The 21,923-nt window shown below is 51.7% G+C and carries 21 protein-coding genes; 16 read left to right on the forward strand and 5 right to left on the reverse strand.

The genetic code is table 11. The features are described from left to right. Positions 1–66: 66 nt before the first annotated feature. The 6 genes from ACAN54_RS11435 to ACAN54_RS11460 all read left to right on the forward strand — a co-directional run bounded on the left by ACAN54_RS11435 (position 67) and on the right by ACAN54_RS11460 (position 8,320). On the forward strand, positions 67–2,238 hold the full coding sequence (locus ACAN54_RS11435; protein WP_379154307.1) for an S-layer homology domain-containing protein: 2,172 nt from the start codon (positions 67–69) through the stop codon (positions 2,236–2,238). 244 nt (positions 2,239–2,482) lie between these two features. Beyond that, positions 2,483–3,352 carry a DUF4430 domain-containing protein gene (locus tag ACAN54_RS11440; protein WP_379154310.1) on the forward strand — a complete coding sequence of 290 codons (870 nt, stop codon included), beginning with the start codon at positions 2,483–2,485 and terminating at the stop codon, positions 3,350–3,352. Then, positions 3,349–4,293: an energy-coupling factor transporter transmembrane component T gene (locus ACAN54_RS11445; RefSeq protein ID WP_379154312.1), complete on the forward strand. Its 945-nt coding sequence runs from the start codon at positions 3,349–3,351 to the stop codon at positions 4,291–4,293. The genes ACAN54_RS11440 and ACAN54_RS11445 overlap by 4 nt, the downstream gene beginning before the upstream one ends. Continuing rightward, positions 4,209–5,876, forward strand: coding sequence for an ABC transporter ATP-binding protein (locus tag ACAN54_RS11450; RefSeq protein WP_379154314.1), 1,668 nt, complete (start codon positions 4,209–4,211; stop codon positions 5,874–5,876). Before ACAN54_RS11445 ends, ACAN54_RS11450 begins: the two co-directional genes overlap by 85 nt. Next, positions 5,849–6,535, forward strand: a complete 687-nt coding sequence (locus ACAN54_RS11455) for an ECF transporter S component (RefSeq protein WP_379154316.1) — start codon at positions 5,849–5,851, stop codon at positions 6,533–6,535. The genes ACAN54_RS11450 and ACAN54_RS11455 overlap by 28 nt, the downstream gene beginning before the upstream one ends. 195 nt (positions 6,536–6,730) lie before the next feature. After that, entirely contained in the window at positions 6,731–8,320 is a 1,590-nt protein-coding gene (locus ACAN54_RS11460; protein ID WP_379154318.1) for a methyl-accepting chemotaxis protein, read from the forward strand. A gap of 140 nt (positions 8,321–8,460) precedes the next feature. Here the strand turns inward: ACAN54_RS11460 and qoxD are convergent, their stop codons facing one another. Genes qoxD through qoxA form a run of 4 tightly spaced genes read right to left on the reverse strand, consistent with a single transcriptional unit; the run spans position 8,461 to position 12,354 of the window. After that, the gene (qoxD, locus tag ACAN54_RS11465; protein ID WP_379154320.1) at positions 8,461–8,754 is read right to left on the reverse strand and encodes a cytochrome aa3 quinol oxidase subunit IV; all 294 of its coding nucleotides are present in this window, start codon (positions 8,752–8,754) and stop codon (positions 8,461–8,463) included. Between the two features lies 1 nt (position 8,755). After that, positions 8,756–9,352, reverse strand: a complete 597-nt coding sequence (locus ACAN54_RS11470; protein WP_379154322.1) for a cytochrome (ubi)quinol oxidase subunit III — start codon at positions 9,350–9,352, stop codon at positions 8,756–8,758. Next, entirely contained in the window at positions 9,349–11,295 is a 1,947-nt protein-coding gene (gene qoxB / locus ACAN54_RS11475) for a cytochrome aa3 quinol oxidase subunit I (protein WP_379154324.1), read from the reverse strand. The genes ACAN54_RS11470 and qoxB overlap by 4 nt, the downstream gene beginning before the upstream one ends. A 39-nt stretch (positions 11,296–11,334) precedes the next feature. Continuing rightward, positions 11,335–12,354 (reverse strand): cytochrome aa3 quinol oxidase subunit II, encoded by a 1,020-nt coding sequence (gene qoxA / locus ACAN54_RS11480; protein WP_379154326.1) that lies wholly within the window; start codon positions 12,352–12,354, stop codon positions 11,335–11,337. A gap of 527 nt (positions 12,355–12,881) precedes the next feature. Between qoxA and ACAN54_RS11485 the strand changes: the two genes are divergently transcribed. The 9 genes from ACAN54_RS11485 to ACAN54_RS11525 all read left to right on the forward strand — a co-directional run bounded on the left by ACAN54_RS11485 (position 12,882) and on the right by ACAN54_RS11525 (position 20,019). After that, a complete protein-coding gene (locus ACAN54_RS11485) occupies positions 12,882–13,991 on the forward strand; it encodes a polysaccharide deacetylase family protein (protein ID WP_379154328.1) in 1,110 nt (369 codons plus the stop codon). Positions 13,992–14,305: 314 nt separating this feature from the next. Next, the gene (locus ACAN54_RS11490) at positions 14,306–14,692 is read left to right on the forward strand and encodes a GntR family transcriptional regulator (RefSeq protein WP_379154330.1); all 387 of its coding nucleotides are present in this window, start codon (positions 14,306–14,308) and stop codon (positions 14,690–14,692) included. Beyond that, entirely contained in the window at positions 14,689–15,591 is a 903-nt protein-coding gene (locus ACAN54_RS11495; RefSeq protein WP_379154332.1) for an ABC transporter ATP-binding protein, read from the forward strand. The genes ACAN54_RS11490 and ACAN54_RS11495 overlap by 4 nt, the downstream gene beginning before the upstream one ends. Further along, positions 15,566–16,564, forward strand: a complete 999-nt coding sequence (locus ACAN54_RS11500; protein WP_379154334.1) for a hypothetical protein — start codon at positions 15,566–15,568, stop codon at positions 16,562–16,564. Before ACAN54_RS11495 ends, ACAN54_RS11500 begins: the two co-directional genes overlap by 26 nt. A gap of 75 nt (positions 16,565–16,639) precedes the next feature. Continuing rightward, positions 16,640–17,629 carry a DUF6449 domain-containing protein gene (locus ACAN54_RS11505; RefSeq protein WP_379154336.1) on the forward strand — a complete coding sequence of 330 codons (990 nt, stop codon included), beginning with the start codon at positions 16,640–16,642 and terminating at the stop codon, positions 17,627–17,629. Between the two features lie 243 nt (positions 17,630–17,872). Next, positions 17,873–18,013, forward strand: a complete 141-nt coding sequence (locus tag ACAN54_RS11510) for a hypothetical protein (RefSeq protein WP_379154338.1) — start codon at positions 17,873–17,875, stop codon at positions 18,011–18,013. Then, positions 18,013–18,816 carry a nucleotidyltransferase domain-containing protein gene (locus ACAN54_RS11515; RefSeq protein WP_379154340.1) on the forward strand — a complete coding sequence of 268 codons (804 nt, stop codon included), beginning with the start codon at positions 18,013–18,015 and terminating at the stop codon, positions 18,814–18,816. Before ACAN54_RS11510 ends, ACAN54_RS11515 begins: the two co-directional genes overlap by 1 nt. 86 nt (positions 18,817–18,902) lie before the next feature. Beyond that, positions 18,903–19,460, forward strand: coding sequence for an RNA 2'-phosphotransferase (locus tag ACAN54_RS11520; RefSeq protein ID WP_379154342.1), 558 nt, complete (start codon positions 18,903–18,905; stop codon positions 19,458–19,460). Positions 19,461–19,500: 40 nt separating this feature from the next. Next, the gene (locus ACAN54_RS11525; RefSeq protein WP_379154344.1) at positions 19,501–20,019 is read left to right on the forward strand and encodes a mismatch-specific DNA-glycosylase; all 519 of its coding nucleotides are present in this window, start codon (positions 19,501–19,503) and stop codon (positions 20,017–20,019) included. Positions 20,020–20,144: 125 nt separating this feature from the next. Here the strand turns inward: ACAN54_RS11525 and ACAN54_RS11530 are convergent, their stop codons facing one another. Then, the gene (locus ACAN54_RS11530) at positions 20,145–21,119 is read right to left on the reverse strand and encodes an MraY family glycosyltransferase (protein WP_379154346.1); all 975 of its coding nucleotides are present in this window, start codon (positions 21,117–21,119) and stop codon (positions 20,145–20,147) included. 88 nt (positions 21,120–21,207) lie between these two features. On the opposite strand from ACAN54_RS11530, the gene ACAN54_RS11535 reads away from it, so the two are divergent. Next, positions 21,208–21,891, forward strand: coding sequence for a YjjG family noncanonical pyrimidine nucleotidase (locus ACAN54_RS11535; protein ID WP_379155834.1), 684 nt, complete (start codon positions 21,208–21,210; stop codon positions 21,889–21,891). Positions 21,892–21,923: the final 32 nt, after the last annotated feature.

The raw sequence follows: 21,923 nt of genomic DNA on the forward strand, positions 1-21,923 counted from the left end.
CTTGTGTTGCCGCGCCTAGCGGAGGACGAAGGCTTCATCCATTTTATCCAAAGAAAGAGGTTAGCTATGAAGAACAATCTATCATCCAGGTTTACACGGCTAGGTTTGATCGTAATCATGCTGTTCGCGGTTCTGGGAGCGGCTGTAGCTCCGGGAGGACAAGCTTTTGCGGAGACGGGTACTGCAGCTGCCGCGAACTCCGGAAGTGCCGCCTCAACTATAACTGCAAAACAGGCAGCCAGCGTAGCTGATGCGGTCTATGCGACTTCTGAGTTTGTGCTGAAGAACGGGGTACAGTCGGATTGGCAGGCCATCGGCCTTGCCCAAGCCGGTTACAAGGTCCCGGACAGCTATCTAAAAGCACTTGAAAGCAAAGTAACCGCAGCCAAGGGCGTATTCGCCAGAGCTACGGAATATGCGCGGATTACGCTTGCCGTGAAGGCACTTGGAGGCGATCCGGCTAATGTTGGCGGCTACAACCTGATTGAGAAGCTGTACAATAACGATAAAATCACCGGCCAGACGCTGAACAACGCAGCTTATGTGCTGCTGGCTCTGGATTCCGGAAGCTATAACATTCCTGCTGATGCCAAATGGACACCGGCCAAATTGCTGGCGGAGATTCTGGCTAAGCAGAATACAGACGGCGGCTTCACCCTGACTACGGGTGCAAGTGATCCGGATATGACGGCGATGGTGCTGACGGTGCTGGCTGGACATAAGGATGATCCGGCAGCGAAAACCGCCGGACAGCGGGCAGCAGCCTGGCTCGCTACCGCACAGGATAAGAATGGCGGCTACGGTGACAGCAGTGAAAGTGTTGCTCAGGCGATCATCGGACTGTCTTCCTTTGGTGTAGACCCTACGGGAGCGGAGTATACCCGTGGTAATGTGAATCTGATCGGTAAGCTGCTGAGCTTCAGCACAGCCGGCGGCGGGTTCACCCATACGGCTGGCGGAAGCTACAACCAGCTCTCAACCGAACAGGCGCTGGAAGCGTTGGTAGCTTACAGCCTGTACAGCACAGGCGGCAAACTGTATGATCTCAGCAGTGCGCCTGTGAAGAATCCTCAGGTTCTCGTGTCCGTTGCCATTGAAGGACCGGGTGGAACCCTTGGAGAGGGCACTGTATATGCAGGCAATGTGCTTAATGCGCTGGAGAAAGCGGCAGCGCAGAAGGGTGTGGCCCTGGTTAACGAAGCAGGCAATTACGTGACGGGGATCGGCGGCGTGACTGCCGGTGCTTTTGGCGGCTATGACGGCTGGATGTATGTGGTAGCCCGCGGCGGAGCGTGGATTTATCCAAGCGTAGGCATGGGCGATTTTACCCTGGAGGCGAATGACCGCGTACTCGTCTATTATGGCGGGGATAACACACAGGTGGTGGAATCCGTGACGGTATCTCCGGCACAGCCGAAGCCGGGACAGGATCTCACGGTAAAAGTGACTCAAAAGCAGTGGGTGTGGAATGAAAAGACCTTCACCTCCGATCCGGTCACATCACCGGCCTCCGGTGTGCAGGTAACCATCGGCGGTAAAACGGCTGTTACGGATGCAGCGGGTAATGCTATTTTTGCCGGCGGTCTGCCAGCGAATAAATATACGATTGTCATTACAGGGTATCTCAAAAACAGCACACCTGCGGTAGTCCGCTATTCGCAGCCGCTGACCGTGGCGTCTGCTACGGCGGACCGTGCTGCTTTTACCGATGTGAAATCGATCTCCCCTTGGGCCCTGGAGTCCGTGTATACGGCTTATGACCGCAAGCTGATGGACGGTGTCAGTAAGAACAGCCTTATATTTGCTCCGAAGCAGAAGATTACCCGGGCTGAGTTCGCGGCGCTGCTGCTGAGACTGACCGGCAATGAGCCGTCCCCGGCATCTGCTGCCCAAGCTTTCAGTGATGTTAAAGCGAATGCATGGTATTATGGAGCAGTGAATAAAGCGAAGCAATTGGGTATTATTAGCGGAGTAACAGGAACAACCTTCAAACCGGACGGCCTGGTTACCCGCCAGGATATGGCTGTGATGATGATGAGAGCGTTCAAGCTGGATGCTGCTTCTGCCGCGGCCGGAGCCGGTAAATTCACCGATGAAGACCAGATTAGCGGATACGCAGTAACTGCGGTACGCACTGTGACCGGACTTGGGCTTATGACAGGAGCGGGCGGGGAATTCAATCCTTCCGCAGCTGTAACTAGAGAAATGGCTGCAGTTGTGGCTGTCAGATTGCCTTAATGGAGTTGGAAAGCTTACCAGCAGGATGGTATGGGTGAATGGAGAAGCTGATAGATTACGCTGCGGGTGCCTGACCAGCTGATGGAGAATTCCTGCAGGCCCGGGGAAGGGCACGTTCAGCAGCAGGGAGTCTGATGCTCCCAATTCGCTTGTATAGATTTAGAAATCATAAGGTGTATGGACGGAACGGGGAACAGGCTGACTGCCCCCGTTCTTTTCCCTTTTTGTGGAGGTGTAGAAGGTAATGTTCAGTCTATCAAAACCAGGGCGGCGGAAGCTCTATCTGCTGCTTCCGCTCCTGACATCACTGCTGCTTGCCGGCTGCTCCCAGGCGCAGCCGGATTCCGCAGGCGGCGGACCTGTGCCGACCGCCGGTTCCCCGGCCGCGGCGTCTGCGCGGCCTGAGGGCACGGCCATACCCTCCGCTCCGGCGGACGGCATGGCCGCTTCAACCTCCGGCGCAGCATCCGCCGGAGCAGAGGCAGGGGCGGCGGATGCCACGCCGCCCGCTGACCCGGACGGCGCGGGCACAGACCGCGCGCCGTCAAATGCTGCGGGCGTAACGGTTACGCCCGCTCCGGCGTCTGCTGCGGCAGGCACGAAGCAGCCTGCCGCAGCGGCGTCATCGGTCGCTGCAACGCGCCCGCCGGCCACCGCCGCGCCAGCATCCGCCGGCAAGCCGGCGCCGACTCCGGCAGGCACGAAGCAGCCTGCCGCAGCAGCGCCATCGGCCGCTGCAACGCCCCCGCCGGCTACCGCCGTGCCGGTGAATGCGGTGACGCTCTCCATTGTCGGAGACAAGGAGCACGGGACGATTTTTGCAGCAGCCGATGTCGAAGTTAAGGACGGTGAGAGTGCGCTAGAGCTGCTGAAGCGCATCACCCGTAAGAATAAAATTCAGATGGAATATCAGGGAGCCAAAAGCTTCGCGTATGTGGAAGGAATCGATAATCTTTATGAGTTTGACCATGGGCCGGAGAGTGGCTGGATGTACAGGGTCAACGGTGAAATTCCCGGCAAAGGTGCAGGTAGTTACACACTGAAGCCGGGCGATACCGTGGAGTGGCTGTATACACTTGATCTCGGCAAGGATGTGGGAGCGGGTGTGCAATGAACAGCGGCTTTCGTTCGATGCACCCTTCGGTAGCGCTGGTCTATTATGCAGGGCTGCTTTTATTCGCCACCTTGCTGTTCCATCCCTTGTTCCTGGCAACGGAGATTGCCGGAGTAACGCTGTTGCTGGTGCTGCAAGGTCAGGGTCGCGGGCTGCTGCGCGGCCTGCCTTTTTATCTGCTGATGGCCGGTTCGGTGGCGGTACTGAATCCCTTGTTTTCACACAGGGGGGCGCATATTCTGTTTTATTTTATGGATCAGCCGATTACACTGGAGGCCGTGCTGTACGGGCTAATGATGATGATGGTGCTGCTGGCTGTCTTTATTCTGTTCATCTCTTACAATTACACGGTTACCACTGATAAATTCATGTACCTGTTCGCTAAGGCTGCACCCCGGACGACTCTGCTTACGCTCATGACCATGCGTTTCGTGCCATTGTTTCAGCGGCGGTTGCGGCAGATCACCCTGATCCAGCGGATCCGGGGAGTAGATACAGGCAAAGGCAGCCTGCGCTCCAGAATGAGGGATGGAATGACGCTGCTGAAGGTACTGCTGACCTGGTCGCTGGAGGAGGCGCTCCAGACGGCGGATTCCATGAAAGCGCGCGGCTATGGTACGGCCAAACGCAGCACGTACAGCATATTCAAGCTTGATTTGCAGGATAAGCTGGTTCTGCTGGTGCTGACAATCAGCGGCTTCATTACACTACTCTGCTGGCAGCAGGGTTACGGCACACTGGAGATTTATCCCCGCATGAAGAAGATGGATTATGGCTGGCAGGATGCAGTCATGTATGCCAGCTTCTGCTTGTTCGTGCTGACCCCGTCGGCCCTGGAAGGAAAGGAGAAATGGTTATGGAGATCCTCGCAGCGGAACGGTTATCCTTCAGCTATCCCGAGGAAGGCAGGGACTCGCTTCATGAGCTCTCATTTACGGTAGAGGAAGGGGAATTTGTGGTGCTGCTCGGCCCGTCAGGCTGCGGCAAAACCACACTCCTGCGCCATTTGAAGCGCGAGCTTGCTCCGGTGGGTAAGGTTAGCGGGTCAATCGCTTATAGAGGACAGCCTCTCGCGGATCTGCCTGCGGAACTGGCTGCAGGAGAGATCGGGATGGTGTTCCAGAATCCTGATGCCCAGATCGTGATGGACACGGTATGGCATGAGCTGGCTTTTTCGATGGAAAATATGGGCTATCCCCCTGCGGTTATGCGCAGCAGGCTGGCGGAGATCGCTGGCTTGTTCGGGCTGGAGCCGCTGCTGTACCGGCCCATACATGAGCTCTCCGGTGGTCAAAAGCAGCTGCTGAACCTGGCCTCTGTCCTGCTGCTGCAGCCGAAGCTGCTGCTGCTGGACGAGCCGACCTCACAGCTCGATCCGGTGGCTGCACGGGAATTCATCCAGACGATTCACCGGTTGAATGAGGAGCTGTCGGTGACGATAATCATCAGCGAGCACCGCCTGGAGGAAGTGCTGCCGCTGGCTGACCGGGTGCTGCTGTTGGAAGAAGGGGAGCTTCGGTTCCAAGGCACGCCCCGTGATTTCGTGCTTCAGGCCGGCAAAGCACCGGACCCTGCACATATGGCCTATTTACCGGCCGCCTCACGTCTCTTCCTCGCGCTTGAACCGGAGGCGGTATACACACCGCGGGAGAAGACCCCGCTGACCGTGCGGGAAGGCAAGCGCTGGCTGCATGCTCTGGACGGAATAACGGAAGGCGAGGTTGCGGCTCTATCTACAGCCTCTATCCAGATTCCTCCGGCCGAGCCGTTGCTCAGCTGCCGTGAAGTGACCTTCCGCTATACTAAAGACGGGGCAGAGGTGCTCAAAAAGCTCTCCTTATCACTGTACCGGGGAGAGCTTCTGGCCGTAATGGGCGGCAATGGGGCCGGAAAATCAACGCTGCTGCATGTCCTGAACGGTCTACTTAAGCCCCAGCGCGGCAAGGTCACACTGGAGAAAGGCATTACCAGCGGCTTTCTGGCCCAGAACCCGCTGCTTTATTTCAGCTATGACACGGTTCAGGAGGAATTGGAGCATATGGCAGCGTATGCCGGGCTGTCCGAGGAAGAGGCAGAACGGGAAATATCCCGGCTTCTCGAAATCTTTCTGCTGGAGAATCTTCTGCTCAGCCATCCGCATGATATCAGCGGCGGTCAGCAGCAGAAGCTGGCGCTCGCCATGGTTATGATGCTCGGGCCGGACATTTTGCTGCTGGATGAGCCGACGAAAGGACTTGATCCCGGCGCCAAAGAACGGCTGGCTGCCTTACTTGGGAACTTGCGCAGTCAAGGAGTCAGCATTGTCCTGGTGACACATGATGTTGAATTTGCTGCAGGGTATGCCTCGCGCTGCGCGATGCTGTTCGACGGGGGGATAACCTCTGAGGGAGCCCCGGCGGAGTTTTTCAGCAGTAATTATTTCTATACGACAGTGGTCAACCGAATGGTGCGTGATCTTCTGCCGCAGGCATTAACGATAGAGGATGTGATGACAGCGTGGTCCGCTTTCGCTTCCCGCTCTTAATTGCACTCGGATTGTTTGTGGCTGGGCTGGCGCTTACCTCTGCGCTGAAAGACCGCCATTATATGCTGCTAAGCCTTGTACTGCTGGCGGTGACTCTACTGCCGCTGTTCATTAGACTGGAACGCCGTCCGCTTGAATCCAGAGAGCTTGTGCTGCTGGCAGTACTCTCCGCGATCGCTGCGGTCAGCCGGATTCCTTTTGCTGCGTTGCCCAGTGTGAAGCCTGTATCCGCCATTGTCATTCTGTCAGCGTATGTCTTCGGTGCTGAAGCTGGCTTCATCATCGGCGCGGTGGCTGCACTGGTGTCCAATATCTACTTCGGGCAGGGGCCATGGACACCCTGGCAAATGTTCGCCTGGGGGATGGTCGGCCTGACGGCAGGCTGGTTGCGGAATACCTGGTGGATGAAGAAAAAGGGCGGAATGCTCGCCTTTGGTTTCATATGGGGTTTCTTGTTCGGCTGGATTATGAATATCTGGTATCTGATCAGTCTTCCTGACGCATTCAGCTGGGCGTTGGTCACTGCCGCATATGCATCCAGCTTTTATCTGGATCTGGCCCATGCCTTGTCCAATGTTTTTTTCCTGGCCATTCTCGCAGGAGGCTGGACCAAAGTGCTGAAGCGGTTTCGTAAAAAGTACGGGCTGCTCCAGGAATGAAACTGGAGTAATAGGTGTACCAGTCCCGGATTTTCAGGTGCACCCTGCTTGGGATAGCGGTTTAGTCCTATAGTCACAAGACGTTCTATATTGTTATCTTTTTCGACAAATTTCACACTCGAAATATCATACCTTCGACCTTAATCTCCGATAAAATAGGTACAGCAAGATTGGGAGAAGGCGGGAACAGGAAATATGAAACATCTTAAGGTTAGACATAAAATGGGTTTGCTGGTGACGGTTTTTGTGATCCTGCTCTTTGCAATTGGAGCTAACGGCATGCTTACCACCAATCAGATGGCTGACAGATCGAAGGAAGCTTACATTCAGAATCTGAAGCCGCTCTATCTGATTACAGAAATACGCGGAAACAACCGTGCGATTGAGTCGTTCCTTCTGGAGAATCTGCTTACCAGGAATGATACCCGTAACCAAGAGCTTGCCGCAGCCATCCAAAAGAAGATTAATATAAACAATACGCTGATTAGTCAGTTGAAGGCCATCTCCTTTGGTAATAAAGAAATTTCCAATAAAGTCTACGAATATCTGACGCTGCTGCCGGATTACCGGGCACAGCGTGACAATATCATCAAGCTTGCCGGCAAGAACTTCAACAATGAGGGATATCAGATATTTTCGGGTACCAGTTTCAATGAATCACGGAAGACCATGGTAGGTCTTCTTGAAGATGCAGCCGCTCTGTTGGTGCAAGAGGCTCAGGACCATAATGAAACGACATTGCAGAATGCCAAAAGCTCCATGGCAAGGAGTATTATTCTGATCATGACAGCGGTGCTTCTGTGTGCAGGCATCAGCTTCATTCTCTTAAGGCTGATTACCAAGCCGCTGGGAGAATTACAAATGCTGATGAAGCGTACAGAGACAGGAGATCTTACCGCAGCAGCCTCCTATGACTCGAGAGACGAGATCGGGCAAATTAATCGATCGTTCAATAGGGTGCTGGAAAGCCTGAAGCTGATGATGCAGGGGGTTTCGGAGAGTGCTGAAATGCTGTCAGCCTCCTCGCAGCAAATGAGCGCCAGTGCAGAGCAGACTGCCCGTGCTTCGCAATTCATCGCTGAAACCTCCAGTGGTATTGCCGCCGGGTTCGAGGTGCAGACGGAGACCATTGAACGTACTGCGCAATCCGTGCAGGTGATGGTGGAGGATGTTGCTGCTGTCGAGCGGAGCAGCAATGAAATTTCCGGACTCCTGCTGGATGCCTCAGCATCCGCCGATCATGGCGCCGGTGCAGTGGAAGCTATTCTTGCACAAATGAAGCATGCGGATTCCAGTGTCTCAGCCAGCCGGGACATAGTCAGTAATCTGGACAGACTGTCGGCAGAGATCAATCACATTATTACCGCAGAAGCGACGGAAAGAAGCACGCTGCAGATCACAGATATCCTTACCCATATTCAGGAACAGACTGAGGATGCTATACAATCGATGAATTTGGGTTCACGGATGATCTCCAGCAGTGTATTGCAGAGCGAGGCTGTATCCCGGGCATTCGTGGAGATTCAGGCATCTCTTAGAACCGCAGCGCATCAGACAGAGGAGACCCTGAGGACTATAGGGCATGTTTCTCTTGAGGCCTTGTCCGTGTCCAGGGCTATGGAGCAGGCAAGTAAAGTCTCGCGTAAGGGTACGGGGGATGTGCAGGCTACCAGCGAAGCCAGTGAAGAACAATTGACTGCTATGGGGGAAATGTCCATGTCAGCCCGGGATCTGGCCAGGCTGGCCGAGAATTTGCATATGGAATTGTCGCGTTTTAAACTTTAGGATGATCAATAGACAGCCCCCCGGGAGCCACTCCCGGGGGCTGCTTTATTTTGTATGGACGAAAAAGCGGCCTGCCCGGCAGTAAATACCGGAACAGACCGCTTTAGGTGCAGAGCTGAAAGATCAGTTTAATTCAAGTCTTAAGCGTACCAGCCCCATACGAAGATGAACAAGGTGCCGAAGATGGTGAACAGACCTACAAACAATGCGTATGCAATATTAATGTACAGCTCTTTCTTGGTATCTTCGGATTCCCCGATGTGCATGAACACGAATAGCTGCAGGGAAGCCTGGATAATCGCTGTAACCAGCAGTACGGCCATATTAGAGCCCTTGGACAGATCACCATAGATAACAATTAGCGCTGCGGCAGAAAGGACCAGAGAGGCCAGATAACCCATCACATGGCGAATTGGAAACAGTTGCTTCATCATGTCACATCAGTCCTTTCAGGTAGACGAAGCTGAAGATAAAGATCCAGACAACGTCCAGGAAATGCCAGAACAGTGAGAAGATAAATGCTTTATTGGCTGTAGCCGGGTTAATGCCCTGACGCCATAGTTGGATCATGATCGCTGTTCCCCACAGGAAGCCGAAGCTCACGTGAGCACCATGCGTTCCCAGCAGGACGAACAGACTGGAGAGGAAGCCGCTGGTTTGCAGCGTAGCTCCTTCATGTACGTAGGTAACAAATTCAGTGATTTCAATGCCGATAAAGCCCAGACCCATCAGCAGCGTGAGGGCCATGAAGACCATCATTGCTTTCTTGTAGCCGAGACGCATGGCATGGACTGCAAGACCGATCGTGAAGGAGCTGGTCAGCAGAAGGAAGGTTTCGATCAGCACCGGGCCGATTTCAAACAGCTCACTTCCGTTAGGACCGCTGGCGAAGCGGTCCACCATGACGAAGAAGACGGTAAACAAGGTTGCGAACAATGGAATTTCAGCTCCGAGAAACACCCAGAATCCGAAGATTTTGTTGCTGTTCTCTTCTGTTGAGTATTCAAGCGGCTTGGACGCATCTATTTTCATACAGTCTCACCCCGCATCAATTTCTTTTCTGTTGCAATAACTTCTTCCACTGGGATGTAGTAGCCGTGATCCCGGTCAAAGGACATCGCTGCCAGCATAATCAGAATGCCCACTCCGGCAACAATCGCTGGAATCCACATGCTGAAGACCAGGAAGAATCCGGCGAAGAAGAAGATTACACCCAGGATAAACGGTTTGCCAGTATTGCTTGGCATGTGGATCTTAGTAATTTTGTCCTCGAACAATGGCATTTTGTCCTGCTTGGCAGACCAAAAGGCATCGCGTGTCTGTACTTTGGGCACAACCGCAAAGTTGTAGACTGGCATAGGGCTATGCGTAGCCCACTCCAGTGTGCGTCCATCCCAAGGATCGCTTGTAGTATCTCTTGGCATGTAGCGTGTACTCCAGTAGATATTGTAGACCAGCAGTACAAAGCCTATCGCCAATCCTATCGCACCCACAAAGGACAGCATATTGAGCGGACCAAAGCCGGTTTCCTTGGAGTAGGTATACATTCGGCGGGTCATCCCCATCAGACCAAGGAAGAACAGCGGGAAGAAGGTGACGTTGAAAGAAATCACGATCCACCAGAAGGAATGCTTACCCAGACGTTCATTAAGACGGAAGCCGAATACTTTCGGGAACCAGTAGTGGAACCCGGCAATAACAGCGAAGACAGCACCCGGAATCAGTACATAGTGGAAATGCGCGACCAGGAACATCGTGTTGTGATACTGGTAGTCAGCACTGGCCATTGCCAGCATGACACCCGTTACCCCGCCGATGGTGAAGATCGGGATAAAGGCCAGTGTGTACAACATTGGTGTTGTGAAGGTAATGCGGCCTTTACGCAGTGTAAACAGCCAGTTGAATATTTTAACCCCTGTCGGAACAGCAATCGCCATGGTCGTAATCGAGAAGAAGCTGTTGACCATTGCGCCTTGACCCATCGTGTAGAAATGGTGGGCCCATACCAGGAAGGACAGAAGCGAGATAATCAGCATACTGAATACCATGGAGGTATAGCCGTACAGGTTCTTTTTGGAGAAGGTGGCGATAATTTCGCTATATATACCGAACGCCGGCAGAATAACGATATATACTTCCGGATGGCCCCATACCCAGAACAGGTTTGCCCAGAGCATATCCATCCCGCCGTTGGCCATAGTGAAGAATTGGGAGCCGAACAGACGGTCGAACATCATCAGTGCCAGTGCCACGGTCAGAACCGGGAAGGCGAAGACGATAATGATGTTAGTGATCAATACGGACCAGGTGAACATCGGCATCTTCATCAGCTTCATGCCTGGTGCGCGCATTTTGAGAATGGTTACGATAAAGTTAACGCCTGTGATTAGTGTTCCGAGACCAGCAATCTGCAGGGACAAGGAGTAGTAGTTGTTGCCGACCGTCGGACTGAACTCCAGACTTGCCAGCGGGAAGTAGGCCGACCATCCGGCATCCGGCGATCCGCCGATGACGAATGAAATGTTGAGCAGCATGGCTCCCATAAAGAAGAGCCAGAAGCTGACGGCGTTCAGACGCGGGAAAGCCACGTCTCTGGCACCAATCTGCAGCGGTACGATAACATTCATCAGACCGATAATGAACGGCATGGCCATGAATAGAATCATGATTAGGCCGTGGGTGGTAAAGACCTCATTGTAATGCTGGGCATCGAGGAATTTCATTTCCGGCGCTGCTGTCTGCAGACGCATCATCATCGCGTCCACGCCGCCGCGGAACAGCATGAGCAGAGCGGCCAGAATGTACATTACGCCGATCTTCTTATGGTCAACCGTTGTCAGCCATTCGCGCCAGAGGTAGCCCCATTTTTTAAAATAGGTAAGTCCGACGAGAATCCCGATAGTAGCGAGTGCGATACTGACCATGGCTCCGTATATCAAGGGTTCGCCGTGAACCTTAAATTTGTCTAAATCCATTAGGGTGGCTCCTTTCAGGTTGTTTCATCGAGCAATGCATTAAGAATTGCTGTTGTGCGTTTGTTCATCTACAGGTGAGCTTGGCAGTGGCTGTTCGACTTCCGGATTTGGTTTACTGTCGAACTCGGTCTCGCTGGAAGGTTCCGGTGAGGGATGGACATCTTTATTATCCTGATGATCCATATTTCCGTTATCCATATCCATCTCAGAGCCGTTACCGCTCATATGCTCACTGTGGTCTCCCGGAGGAGGGCTGAATTCCAGATGGGTGGAAGAATACGTTTTACGTCCAAGGAAATCGGTAGCAAGCAGGCCCTTGAATTCCTTTTCCGTAAGCTTCGGAGCCGTTTCCTTGACTTCTTTCACCCACTCATCATAATCCTTACTGCTCATAACAAGTGCTTCGAATTCCATGTGGGCGAAACCTTTACCGCTGAAGTTGGCATTCTTACCGATATAAGAGCCTTCTGTATCAGCAGAAAGGTGAAGCGTAGTGAGCATGTCGCTCATTGCATACTTTTGTCCGGCAAGCTGTGGAATCCACAAGCTCGTAATCGTGCCGAAGGAATACATTCTGAACTCTACCGCCCGGTGAACCGGCATATTGACATAGTTCACAGTCTCAATACCTTCCTCCGGATAGCTAAAATGCCATTTCCAGTTGGAAGATGAGGCATAGATGACCAGTGGAGTCTGGTCCTTATAATCCTCTGCCTGATTCTCGACGGCGTTGGTCGTTTTGACCGTTACGACTGACAGGAAGGCCACGATAATGATCGGGATAATAATCCAGATCGCCTCGAGCACTTTATTGCCCTCCTCATGCTCCGGAATATATCCTTCATTGCTTTTCTTAGCCCGGTATTTCACCAGTACAAAGATATATAAGATGTAGACAACGGCCAGAACACCGAGCATCACGAGAATGGAGAGGATGATGGTGTCAGACAAAGTTCGTGCAGACGGCCCCTTCGGGTTCAGAACAGCGAGTGAACTGCATCCCGGCAGGAGGAGGATGAGGCTGAGAAACAAAGCGTATAACGGTCCCTTTTTTTTCATATAGAACTCCTTCCTTCAATAGTTCTTTTCATTCGCCGAACGTTACGGGCAAACATTAACCTGTATCTATAGTAAGAATTACTTACCCATAATGCAAAATACATATTTTGTAATAAAACCTAGAATCGCCCTTAAAAATGTCCATTCAGTTAAATATGTGTGATCAATTTGTTACAACATCCTTAACGTATGATAAAGATCACAGTAACGGTGCGCCTTAAGGTTATTTTAAGAAAGTTCAAAATTTGTTCACTAATTCACAATTGTTACTATTTTCGTCACATATAATAAAGCCGGAAATGGCTCGTAAAGAGCGGATTTTGCTTGATATAACAGCATTCGACAGAATTTGAGTCTTTTCTGAAAACAATGACGATATGTCATTTATCACAACAGAACGGTTACAAACTTTTCTGCTTCCGGTTACAATCTCTCAAATTACGTTATATCTTTGTATGCTAATGTTATAGATAAATATACATAGATTGGAGATTGTGCCGGTGACTACTAAAAAGGTAATCCTCTTAATGATTTCTTTATTCCTGTGCTTCGGTGTCCTGCAGGCAACAGCGGGTGCAACGGAAGCCAAACATTCTTTGAAGCTGGGAGTGGGCGATACCTTGAGCGGCATCACAGCCGTTGCGCAACATGATACCTATTATGTTCCTCTCCGCGCTTTGGCGGCAGAACTGAAATGGACGCTTACTGGTCTTCCGGAGGGTATTCAGGTCGATGGCGGGGGACGTACGCTCCGGCTGCTGAAGGATAATGGGGGAGCTGAGCTCCAGGATGGAACAGTTGCCAAGGCAGATACCTTTCTTCAGAATGGATCATTAATGGTTCCGCTGAAAATAAGCGCCTACCTTGGATATATCATTTCCTTTGAACCGGAGAAATATTTACTGCGCGTCTATGATGCATCGGCAACACTAGATGACGCCGGGTTCTTAAGCAAATACAAGAGCGAACTGGCGCCGCCTGTCGCCCCAGAAGAACCTGCAAAAGCTCCTGCACCCAAACCGGGTACTACCTTGTATCTGACTTTTGATGATGGACCGTCAGCGACCACTTCAGAGCTACTGGATATTCTGGATAAATACGAGGTCAAGGCTACATTTTTCATGCTTGGACCCCATATGAACAGTTATCCTTCCCAAGTAAAAAGGATTGTTGAGGCGGGCAATGGTCTGGGCCTGCATGGCATGACGCATCGCAAAGAGAAGTTCTATGCATCAGCCTCTGCTGCGCTTGCCGAAATGAACGGGGACAATACAATCCTGAGAAAGATCACTGGCAAAGGCACAACGCTGATTCGTCCGCCATACGGCAGCAAGCCTTATTTCACTAAGGTATTCAGAGACAAGGTGCTCACTGAAGGCTATCATCTGTGGGACTGGAACGTGGATTCGGATGACTGGAAGTACAAAGAGGATAGTGACACCATCTACAACACGGTCATGGACCAGGTGCATAAGCTGCAACAATCCAGAACCAATCCGGTGATCCTGATGCATGACCAGAAAGCAACCCTCAAGGTGCTGCCGCGCCTGCTGGAAACTTTGAAGAAAGAAGGCTATACGTTCGAGATCATTACGAAGGATGTCGAGCCGGTGAATTTCTGGAAGGACAGACGGTGACGATCTCTGGGGTTGGAACTTTGAAAGGCAACTGATGGCCTTATTAATTTAATAAAAAAGAGCAAGCTGCAAAGTTGAATGAACTCCGTAGCTTGCTCTTTTATTGTGTCAACGAAGGGGAGTTCTGGGAGGCAAGTAAGCGGCAGGAATGCCGTTATTTCGGCCTCCGACTGAGCGGCTCACCGTGGTAGACACCGGACGGCCCTGTGGCCGTTTCTTTGTGTTGACATCAATACCTGACTGTATTAATAATAGTAGTACAGTTAATACACTGAGATGCTTGCCAGAAGACAGCATACGAAAGGAGGACTGTCATGTTCGAATTGGACGTCCGCAGCCGCAAACCGATCTATGAGCAGTTGACCGATAAGGTCAAAGAGATGATCATGCACGGAATTCTGCGGGCCGATGACCAGCTTCCGTCTGTAAGAACCTTATCCTCACAGCTTACTGTGAACCCCAATACGATTCAAAAAGCCTACCGGGAGCTGGAGCGGGAAGGCTATATCTATTCTTTGCAGGGCAAGGGAAGCTTTGTAGCACCTTCGCAGCAAGGGCAGAACGAGAGTAAAAGAGCGGAGCTTCGGGAGGAATTGCTGCGCCTGATGGCAGAAGCTGTCTATCTCGGATTCACAGAAAGCGAGATAGGAGCGCTGTATCGTCAGGTGCTGGATCAAAGAGAGAGAGGGGAGAAACTATGATCGAGATTCGCGGAGTCAGCAAAAGCTTTCAAGGTGAAAAGGCTGTAGACAGCCTGTCGCTGACGGTACATAAGGCAACCATTTACGGGCTGCTGGGCTCCAATGGTGCTGGTAAAACCACGCTGCTGAAGACACTCGCGGGAATCTACCGGCCTGAAGAGGGAACGGTTCGCATTGGGGGCCAACCCGTGTTTGAGAACCCGGAGGTGAAGCAAAGCCTGATCTTTATGCCGGACAGCCCGTACTTTTTTCCTCAAGCATCAATCATTAACATGGCCACGTTCTACCGCTCGATTTATCCGGGGTGGAGCGACAAGCGTTTTGAGGAGCTGGCTACAGTGTTCCGGTTGGATACGGCACGCAAGCTAAGCCGATTCTCGAAGGGGATGCAGCGCCAGGCAGCGTTCTGGCTTGCGCTAAGCTGTAAGCCGGATGTACTCATCATGGATGAACCGATTGACGGGTTGGACCCGGTTATGCGCCGCCAGATCAAAAACCTGCTGTTCCAGGAGGTCGCCGAGCGGGAGCTGACTGTGCTGATCTCTTCACACAATCTGCGGGAGATTGAGGATCTGTGTGATCATGTCGGTATTATGCACGGCGGCCGGATGCTGGTCGAGAAGGATCTTGATGATCTGAAGGCGGACACGCACAAGGTTCAGGTCGCTTTCCGAGATGAGCGCCATGCGGCGGCTCTGGGGGCCAAGCTGCAGATTCTCCATCAAGAGCGGCGGGGCAGCGTGAATCTGTATATCGTAAAAGGCGAACGGGAGCGGATTTCGCAAGCCTTTCATGTCTATGAGCCGTATGTGTTCGATCTGCTTCCCTTGACGCTTGAGGAAATCTTTATTTATGAAATGGGGGATGCCGGGTATGACGCGCAGCCGATACTTCTTTAACAGCGGTGTTATTCGCCAGAATGTGCGCCAGCACGGCTGGATTGGTATCATCTATACGCTTGGCCTGTTATTTTCGCTCCCGTTGCAGTTGTTCATGAGCGGCTATTCTGGTACGGAGCCCCAGAAGGTGGACGGCTTGTTCAGCGTCGGAGGAGATATGCAGGTGTTGTTCATCATCGTATTTCCTGTAGCTGCAGGCTTATTCGTGTTCCGCTATCTGCAGTCTAAAAGGTCCTCGGATTTGTGGCATAGTCTGCCGCTGCGCCGGGAGCAGCTGCTTACTGCCCATATGGCGAGCGGACTCTGCCTTTTGCTGCTTCCGGTCTGGCTGACGGCAGCGGTCACCGCAATCGTAACTCCGCTGGGCGGCAATATGTATATTTATTCTGGTGCTGATATTTGGAATTGGTGCCTGATCGTCAGTATTATTAGTTTGTTTCTTTTTGTATTCAGCACCTTTGTTGGCATATGCACGGGGCAGACGGTGCTCCAGGGAATAATCGTATATATTCTGCTCATTCTTCCAGCAGTATTGTTTCAACTTGTCAATTATCATTTGGGCACGTATTTATATGGTTACCCGGAAGGGTCCGGATCCAGCGACAGTCAGTTAATGTGGTCACCGCTGCTGCGTTTGGTCACGTATACCAATGATGTCTTCAGCGTAGTTGAGCTATGGATTTACTCGGTACTGTCGGTTTTGTTCGTTGCCTTATCCTTTGTGCTGTACCGCAAACGCCATGGAGAAAAGACAGGGCAGGCCATTGCCTTCACCTATTTCAATCCACTGTTCAAAGCGGGTGTCATGCTCTGTGCCATGCTCCTGTCGGGAACCTATTTTACAGCTGTGAAACCTCATCAGATAGGCTGGATGGTCTGCGGCTATATTACCGGGGCCATACTGGGTTATATCGCAGCCGAGATGATTATCCGTAAAACCTGGCAGATCCTAACGCGCAGAGTACCGCTGTAGTTTACGCTGTATGGAATTCTGCTAGGTCTGCTGATCTACATTCCGGTATCCGGATTAACCGGTTATGAGAGCCGGGTGCCAGCGGGGGAACGCGTCACGGGAGTGTATGCGGGAAGTAATTACCGGATGTATACGGATGATTCATTCCCAAGGGTGTATAGCTTCAGTGCAAATGCGGATTTTTCTCATTCCTCTGCGGAACAGGATGCTTCTCCGGCCAAGCCGGATTTCTACACTTCCGATAAACAATACATCGAAGCGGTTCGCAGACTTCACCATACCCTTGTAACGATGCAGCCGATGAACCAGGATTCATCGGGACACTATTCTCCTGGAGCCCATATGTTCACTCTTGCCTATCAACTGGACAACGGGCACAAGCTGGTGCGGCAGTACTGGATCCCGGGTGAGGGCCTTGAGCCTGAAATGAAATCTGTGATGGAAAGTCAGGGCTTCAAACAGAATGAATATACGCTGTATCAGCTAGACGAGGACATAGAAAGCATACGCCTTGGCTCCAATTACACATCTAAGGCCGTTAGCATCTCTGATCCCCAAGAGGTTAAGGAATTTACAGGACTATTAAGAAAAGAAATTCTGAATATGAGCTATGAAGACCAGACGGGTGATCAGAAATCCGTTGCTTCCATTCAGATGAACAGTAAGCCGGACAAAAGAGGTTATGGTTTCAATTATTCATTCGACTGGAAGCCTTCCTTTCATGAACTGGAGAGCTGGCTCGTTCAGAAGGGCTATGCCGATAGGGTCCGTCCTGCAGCACAGGATGTAAAGTCCGCTGAACTGATCAAAGATGATTATGCCGGTAAGCTTCCTGACGGGGCGAGGTTTGATGCTGAACAACATATGAAGCTGGCACGCAGTAAGAACCGCTCTGCTATGGTTAAGGACGCGGTACTGATTAATGATATCTTGAGCCGCCAGCGTAACTTCTCGGGGAAGAATGGCGATTACCTTGTGAAGCTGACCTATAAAGACGGATCGATAGATTATGCTGCGCTCAGCGAAAAAGATGTAACACCGGGTCTTCTAGCTCTGCTTCCATAGGACGTCTTGACAGAGCCTGGAAGCATGGATTATGCTTTTGGAAATATTATGATGCCCACAAAACTAAGCGGATGCTTTCGAAGCCAGTTTTGTTGTAGTAACTCAATGAAGCATAGCCCACAAAACTTTTAGGAGGTCAGTACAGATGAATGAACAAGGAAAACTTTCGTACCCGAATCATATTAATTTGTTTCCAATTTATCTGTCTGCCTCGTTCGGTAGGTTAGCCCCAGCAGCGGTGAAATGATAGCCGGCAGCATCACACAATGTGGTGATGCGGTAATCATCTTCCTGAATATGCACAAGGCTACGGCCTGGCCATGGACGATGGAGTCCATGGCCTTTTTTGTGATTATTTTGGATAAGGAAGGGAGAGATACATAATGTCTGAAATTCACAAATCCATTATCCGCGAGCTTCGCGCCATCGAATCTGAAGAGAATGTCCGTATCCTGTACGCTTGTGAGTCCGGCAGCAGGGCCTGGGGCTTCCCCTCCAAAGACAGCGACTATGATGTGCGGTTCCTTTACCTGCGCCGGCCAGAAGCTTATCTCTCGATCTTCGACCAACGGGATGTCATCGAGCGTCCGATCAGTGACTTGCTGGATATTAACGGATGGGATCTGAAAAAGGGACTTACCCTTTTCCGCAAATCGAATCCTCCGCTCCTGGAGTGGCTCCAATCAGGGGTCCGTTATGAAGAGAACTATACCGTAGCAGAGAGTATCCGCAGCTTGTCGCCGCTTGGGTTCTCGCCCAAATCCTGTATTTATCATTATCTGAATATGGCCCGGGGGAATTACCGGACTTACCTGCAGGGCAGCGAGGTCAAGATCAAGAAGTACTTCTACGTGCTCCGTCCAATGCTTGCGTGTGCCTGGATTGAGAAGTATCAGGAGGTACCGCCTCTGGAATTCACTGTACTGGTGAAAGATCTCATCCCGGAAGGAACGGAGCTAAGAGAAACGGTTGACCGGCTGCTGGTCCGCAAAATGTCAGGAGAGGAACTGAATCTGGAGCCGCGTCTTGAGGTTATTAACAAGTATCTTGAGCAGCAGATCAGCCATTTTGAAGAGGTTGCGGCCCGGTTTGGTTCTGGGAACGGGGTAGAGGACAACGTGCTGGATGAACTGTTCCGTTCCGCACTGCTTGAGGTGTGGGGCGGGGAAAGCCGCTGGACCCCGTAGAGAGACAATAAAGTAACGTTGTCTATATCAGGATGGCTTATAGCTGAACCTGCTTGCTTGTAGAGATGACAAATGAGGTGTAACAAATGTTGAACCAAGCTGCTGAGGTTTCACTCAGCAAATTTATGACCAAGCTGCTTCGGCATACCCCGGCAGAGTATGGCCTGCTGCTTGATCCTGAGGACGGCTCTTGTCTGCTGGACGATCTGCTGAGTGTCATCACCGCAGCCCCGAAGTGGACGGAAATCTCTGAAGAGGACATCCGTCAAGTTGTCCGAAACAGCGAGAAGCAGCGTTTCTCCATTGAAGGTGAGCGTATTAAAGCGCGGTACGGCCATAGCCATGCGAAGCTTGCATATGAGCCGGGAACCCCGCCGGAAGTGTTATATCATGGGACACATACAACCGCAATGTCCGCGATCCTAAAAGAAGGACTACAGCCGATGGGGCGGCAGTATGTACACTTGTCAGAGGGGCTCCATTTTGCCAGCTTGGCCGGGAGTCGCAGGGGCAAGCTGGTTCTCCTGACTGTGGATACGGTTAAGGCTGCGCATATGGGAGTAACCTTTTATTATGCGGGTAATGAAGTGTGGCTGGCGGAGCCGGTTCCACCTGCTTGTATTGCCTTGCGGGAAGAATCGTAGAAGGGTACCACCAGCTTCCAGCTTACAGGAGGGATATCCCATGGAAGAAGTGCCGGATCACCTTGACCACGGCTTGCAGATTGTATTTATCGGCTTCAATCCCAGCCCCCGTTCCGGTGAGCTGGGGCATCATTACGCCAATCCGCGCAATCATTTCTGGCGCATTCTGGAACGCTCCGACCTGACACCCCGCCTCTATGATGCTTCAGAGGACGGTGAATTGCTCCGGCTAGGCCTAGGCTTCACCAATATTGTCGCCCGCCCGACACGTGGAGCGGAGGACATTACCCGTGAGGAATATGCAGAGGGACGGCAGATTCTTCGGGACAAGCTTACCCGTTACCGTCCTGAGATCGCCTGCTTTGTAGGCAAGGGAGTCTATACGGAATTCACCCGCAGAGCAAAGGCGGATTGGGGGTTTCAGGAGGAACAGCCCCCGATCGTGGATGGCGTGAGGGAATTCGTCGCTCCTTCGTCCAGCGGCTTGGTACGAATGCCAATGCCGGAGATCGTAGCTATTTACCGCAGGTTGTATGAGTATATTCATGAAAATACGTAATTCCGGCCCTCTGACCGGAAACGTGCTGCATGAGCTGCAAAAACACCCTTGAACAAACATCAAGGGTGTTTTTGCCTTCTTATTACTAGGTCCGCCAACCTGTGCCAGCCCTAACCCCCGCCGTCTCAGGTCTGGATCAGCAGCAGAATAATCGAGGACAGCGACAGGCAGACGCTGGCCAGATACAGCACGGCAACGACCTGCTTCTGGTTCAGGCCGGCTTTGAGCAGGCGGTAATGGACCTGGGTCGCATCGGCCTGATAGATCGACTTGCCTTGCACGAACCGTTTGATGACGACAAACAAATTATCGAAGATTGGCACGCCCAGCGCGAGAATCGGGATGAATAGCGACAGGACCGTCGCCTGCTTGAATGCACCGTCCAGCGCAATTACAGCCAGGATATAGCCGAGAAAGGTGGCGCCTGCGTCACCCATGAAAATTTTGGCCGGAGCTTTATTGTAACGAAGATAAGCAATAGTGACGCCCACAAGAGTGATTGCCATCATGGCTGAGGCGGACTGCCCTTTGGCCAAAGCAACCACAAATAGGGTTACCGCGGAAATGGCCGTCAGGCCACCGGCCAGACCGTCCATGCCGTCTGAGAAATTAATGACAGTAGTCACGCCGAAGATCCAGAGAATAGTAAGCACAAATTGCAGGATAACCGGCAGCGAGATATAATCCCCGGAGAAGGGATTAAAGAATCCTGTGAAGGCGTTGCCCGACAGAAAGACCAGAATCGCAGCCGCGATCTGAACAATGAACTTTGGCAGCGCAGGGAAATCCTTGCCTTTGGTTTTGTACCAGTCATCGATGGTGCCTATAGTCAGCAGGAGCACACCGCCAATGAACAAGGCGAGTGTACCGAGCGAGAGATCACGGGTAAACAGCAGATAGGTAATGAAAAATCCGATGAATATCGCATAGCTGGCTGTCAGCGGAATGGGCTCCCTATGTATTTTGCGTTCCACATCCTGCCGGGGCTTGTCCACAAAATCAAGCCTGAATGCAAGCCTGCCAAGCGGAGGAATAAGCAAATACACGATGCAAAAGGACACCAGAAACGCTAGAACGTATAAAATGATAATCACCGCCATTACTTTTTTTGAAAAAGCCTCTCTGAATTATATCGCAGATGGCTGGTGGTTGTCGACGAGACGCGAAACTTGGAGGGAATATGGAAATATGAAATATGATGTTATTTTATTTGATGCCGATGATACCCTGTTTGACTACGGAATGGCTGAGAGCAAGGCGCTGTACAATGCTTTTGTCCATTTTGGCCTGCCTACCGGTGCTGAGGATTATGCTGCAAGTTACCAGGAGATTAACAAAGCGCTGTGGAAGGATCTGGAACAAGGACGGACCACATCTGCCGTGCTGCGGGTCGAACGGTTCAACCGGCTGTTTGCCGCACATAAGCTCGAACTCAGTCCTGAGGCATTCAGTGAAGCGTATTTAAAGTTTCTGGGTGAGGGGACATACCTGATTCAGGGGGCAGTGGAGCTGTGTCAGGAACTGGCCGGATGCAGACTTGCGATTATTACCAATGGGATCAAGGATGTACAATTATCTAGAATTCAGGGTTCGCCGCTGAACAATACCTTTGAGCAGATTATTATCTCCGAGGAGACGGGTTACCAGAAGCCGGAAGCGGGAATTTTTGATTATGCTTTTAATAAGCTGGGGATCTCTGACCGGAGCAAAGTGCTGATTGTTGGGGATTCGCTGACCTCTGATATTCAAGGCGGAATGGGATATGGTATCGACACATGCTGGTTCAATCCGCTGGGCAAAGCAGGCGATCCGGGCATACAACCGACCTATGAGATCCGGGAACTGTCTGAGCTTCTGAAGATTATACGTTAATCCCGGATGATGTAGTTCTGAGGTTGAAAACT

Source organism: Paenibacillus diazotrophicus, assembly GCF_042610465.1.

Excerpts from the sequence above, each read along its gene's own strand:
- ACAN54_RS11435 (WP_379154307.1), top strand. The coding sequence starts at position 67 with ATGAAGAACAATCTATCATCCAGGTTTACACGGCTAGGTTTGATCGTA.
- ACAN54_RS11440 (WP_379154310.1), top strand. The coding sequence starts at position 2,483 with ATGTTCAGTCTATCAAAACCAGGGCGGCGGAAGCTCTATCTGCTGCTT.
- ACAN54_RS11445 (WP_379154312.1), top strand. The coding sequence starts at position 3,349 with ATGAACAGCGGCTTTCGTTCGATGCACCCTTCGGTAGCGCTGGTCTAT.
- ACAN54_RS11450 (WP_379154314.1), top strand. The coding sequence starts at position 4,209 with ATGGAGATCCTCGCAGCGGAACGGTTATCCTTCAGCTATCCCGAGGAA.
- ACAN54_RS11460 (WP_379154318.1), top strand. The coding sequence starts at position 6,731 with ATGAAACATCTTAAGGTTAGACATAAAATGGGTTTGCTGGTGACGGTT.
- qoxD (WP_379154320.1), bottom strand. The coding sequence starts at position 8,754 with ATGATGAAGCAACTGTTTCCAATTCGCCATGTGATGGGTTATCTGGCC.
- ACAN54_RS11470 (WP_379154322.1), bottom strand. The coding sequence starts at position 9,352 with ATGAAAATAGATGCGTCCAAGCCGCTTGAATACTCAACAGAAGAGAAC.
- qoxB (WP_379154324.1), bottom strand. The coding sequence starts at position 11,295 with ATGGATTTAGACAAATTTAAGGTTCACGGCGAACCCTTGATATACGGA.
- qoxA (WP_379154326.1), bottom strand. The coding sequence starts at position 12,354 with ATGAAAAAAAAGGGACCGTTATACGCTTTGTTTCTCAGCCTCATCCTC.
- ACAN54_RS11485 (WP_379154328.1), top strand. The coding sequence starts at position 12,882 with ATGATTTCTTTATTCCTGTGCTTCGGTGTCCTGCAGGCAACAGCGGGT.
- ACAN54_RS11490 (WP_379154330.1), top strand. The coding sequence starts at position 14,306 with ATGTTCGAATTGGACGTCCGCAGCCGCAAACCGATCTATGAGCAGTTG.
- ACAN54_RS11495 (WP_379154332.1), top strand. The coding sequence starts at position 14,689 with ATGATCGAGATTCGCGGAGTCAGCAAAAGCTTTCAAGGTGAAAAGGCT.
- ACAN54_RS11500 (WP_379154334.1), top strand. The coding sequence starts at position 15,566 with ATGACGCGCAGCCGATACTTCTTTAACAGCGGTGTTATTCGCCAGAAT.
- ACAN54_RS11510 (WP_379154338.1), top strand. The coding sequence starts at position 17,873 with ATGATAGCCGGCAGCATCACACAATGTGGTGATGCGGTAATCATCTTC.
- ACAN54_RS11515 (WP_379154340.1), top strand. The coding sequence starts at position 18,013 with ATGTCTGAAATTCACAAATCCATTATCCGCGAGCTTCGCGCCATCGAA.
- ACAN54_RS11520 (WP_379154342.1), top strand. The coding sequence starts at position 18,903 with ATGTTGAACCAAGCTGCTGAGGTTTCACTCAGCAAATTTATGACCAAG.
- ACAN54_RS11525 (WP_379154344.1), top strand. The coding sequence starts at position 19,501 with ATGGAAGAAGTGCCGGATCACCTTGACCACGGCTTGCAGATTGTATTT.
- ACAN54_RS11530 (WP_379154346.1), bottom strand. The coding sequence starts at position 21,119 with ATGGCGGTGATTATCATTTTATACGTTCTAGCGTTTCTGGTGTCCTTT.
- ACAN54_RS11535 (WP_379155834.1), top strand. The coding sequence starts at position 21,208 with ATGAAATATGATGTTATTTTATTTGATGCCGATGATACCCTGTTTGAC.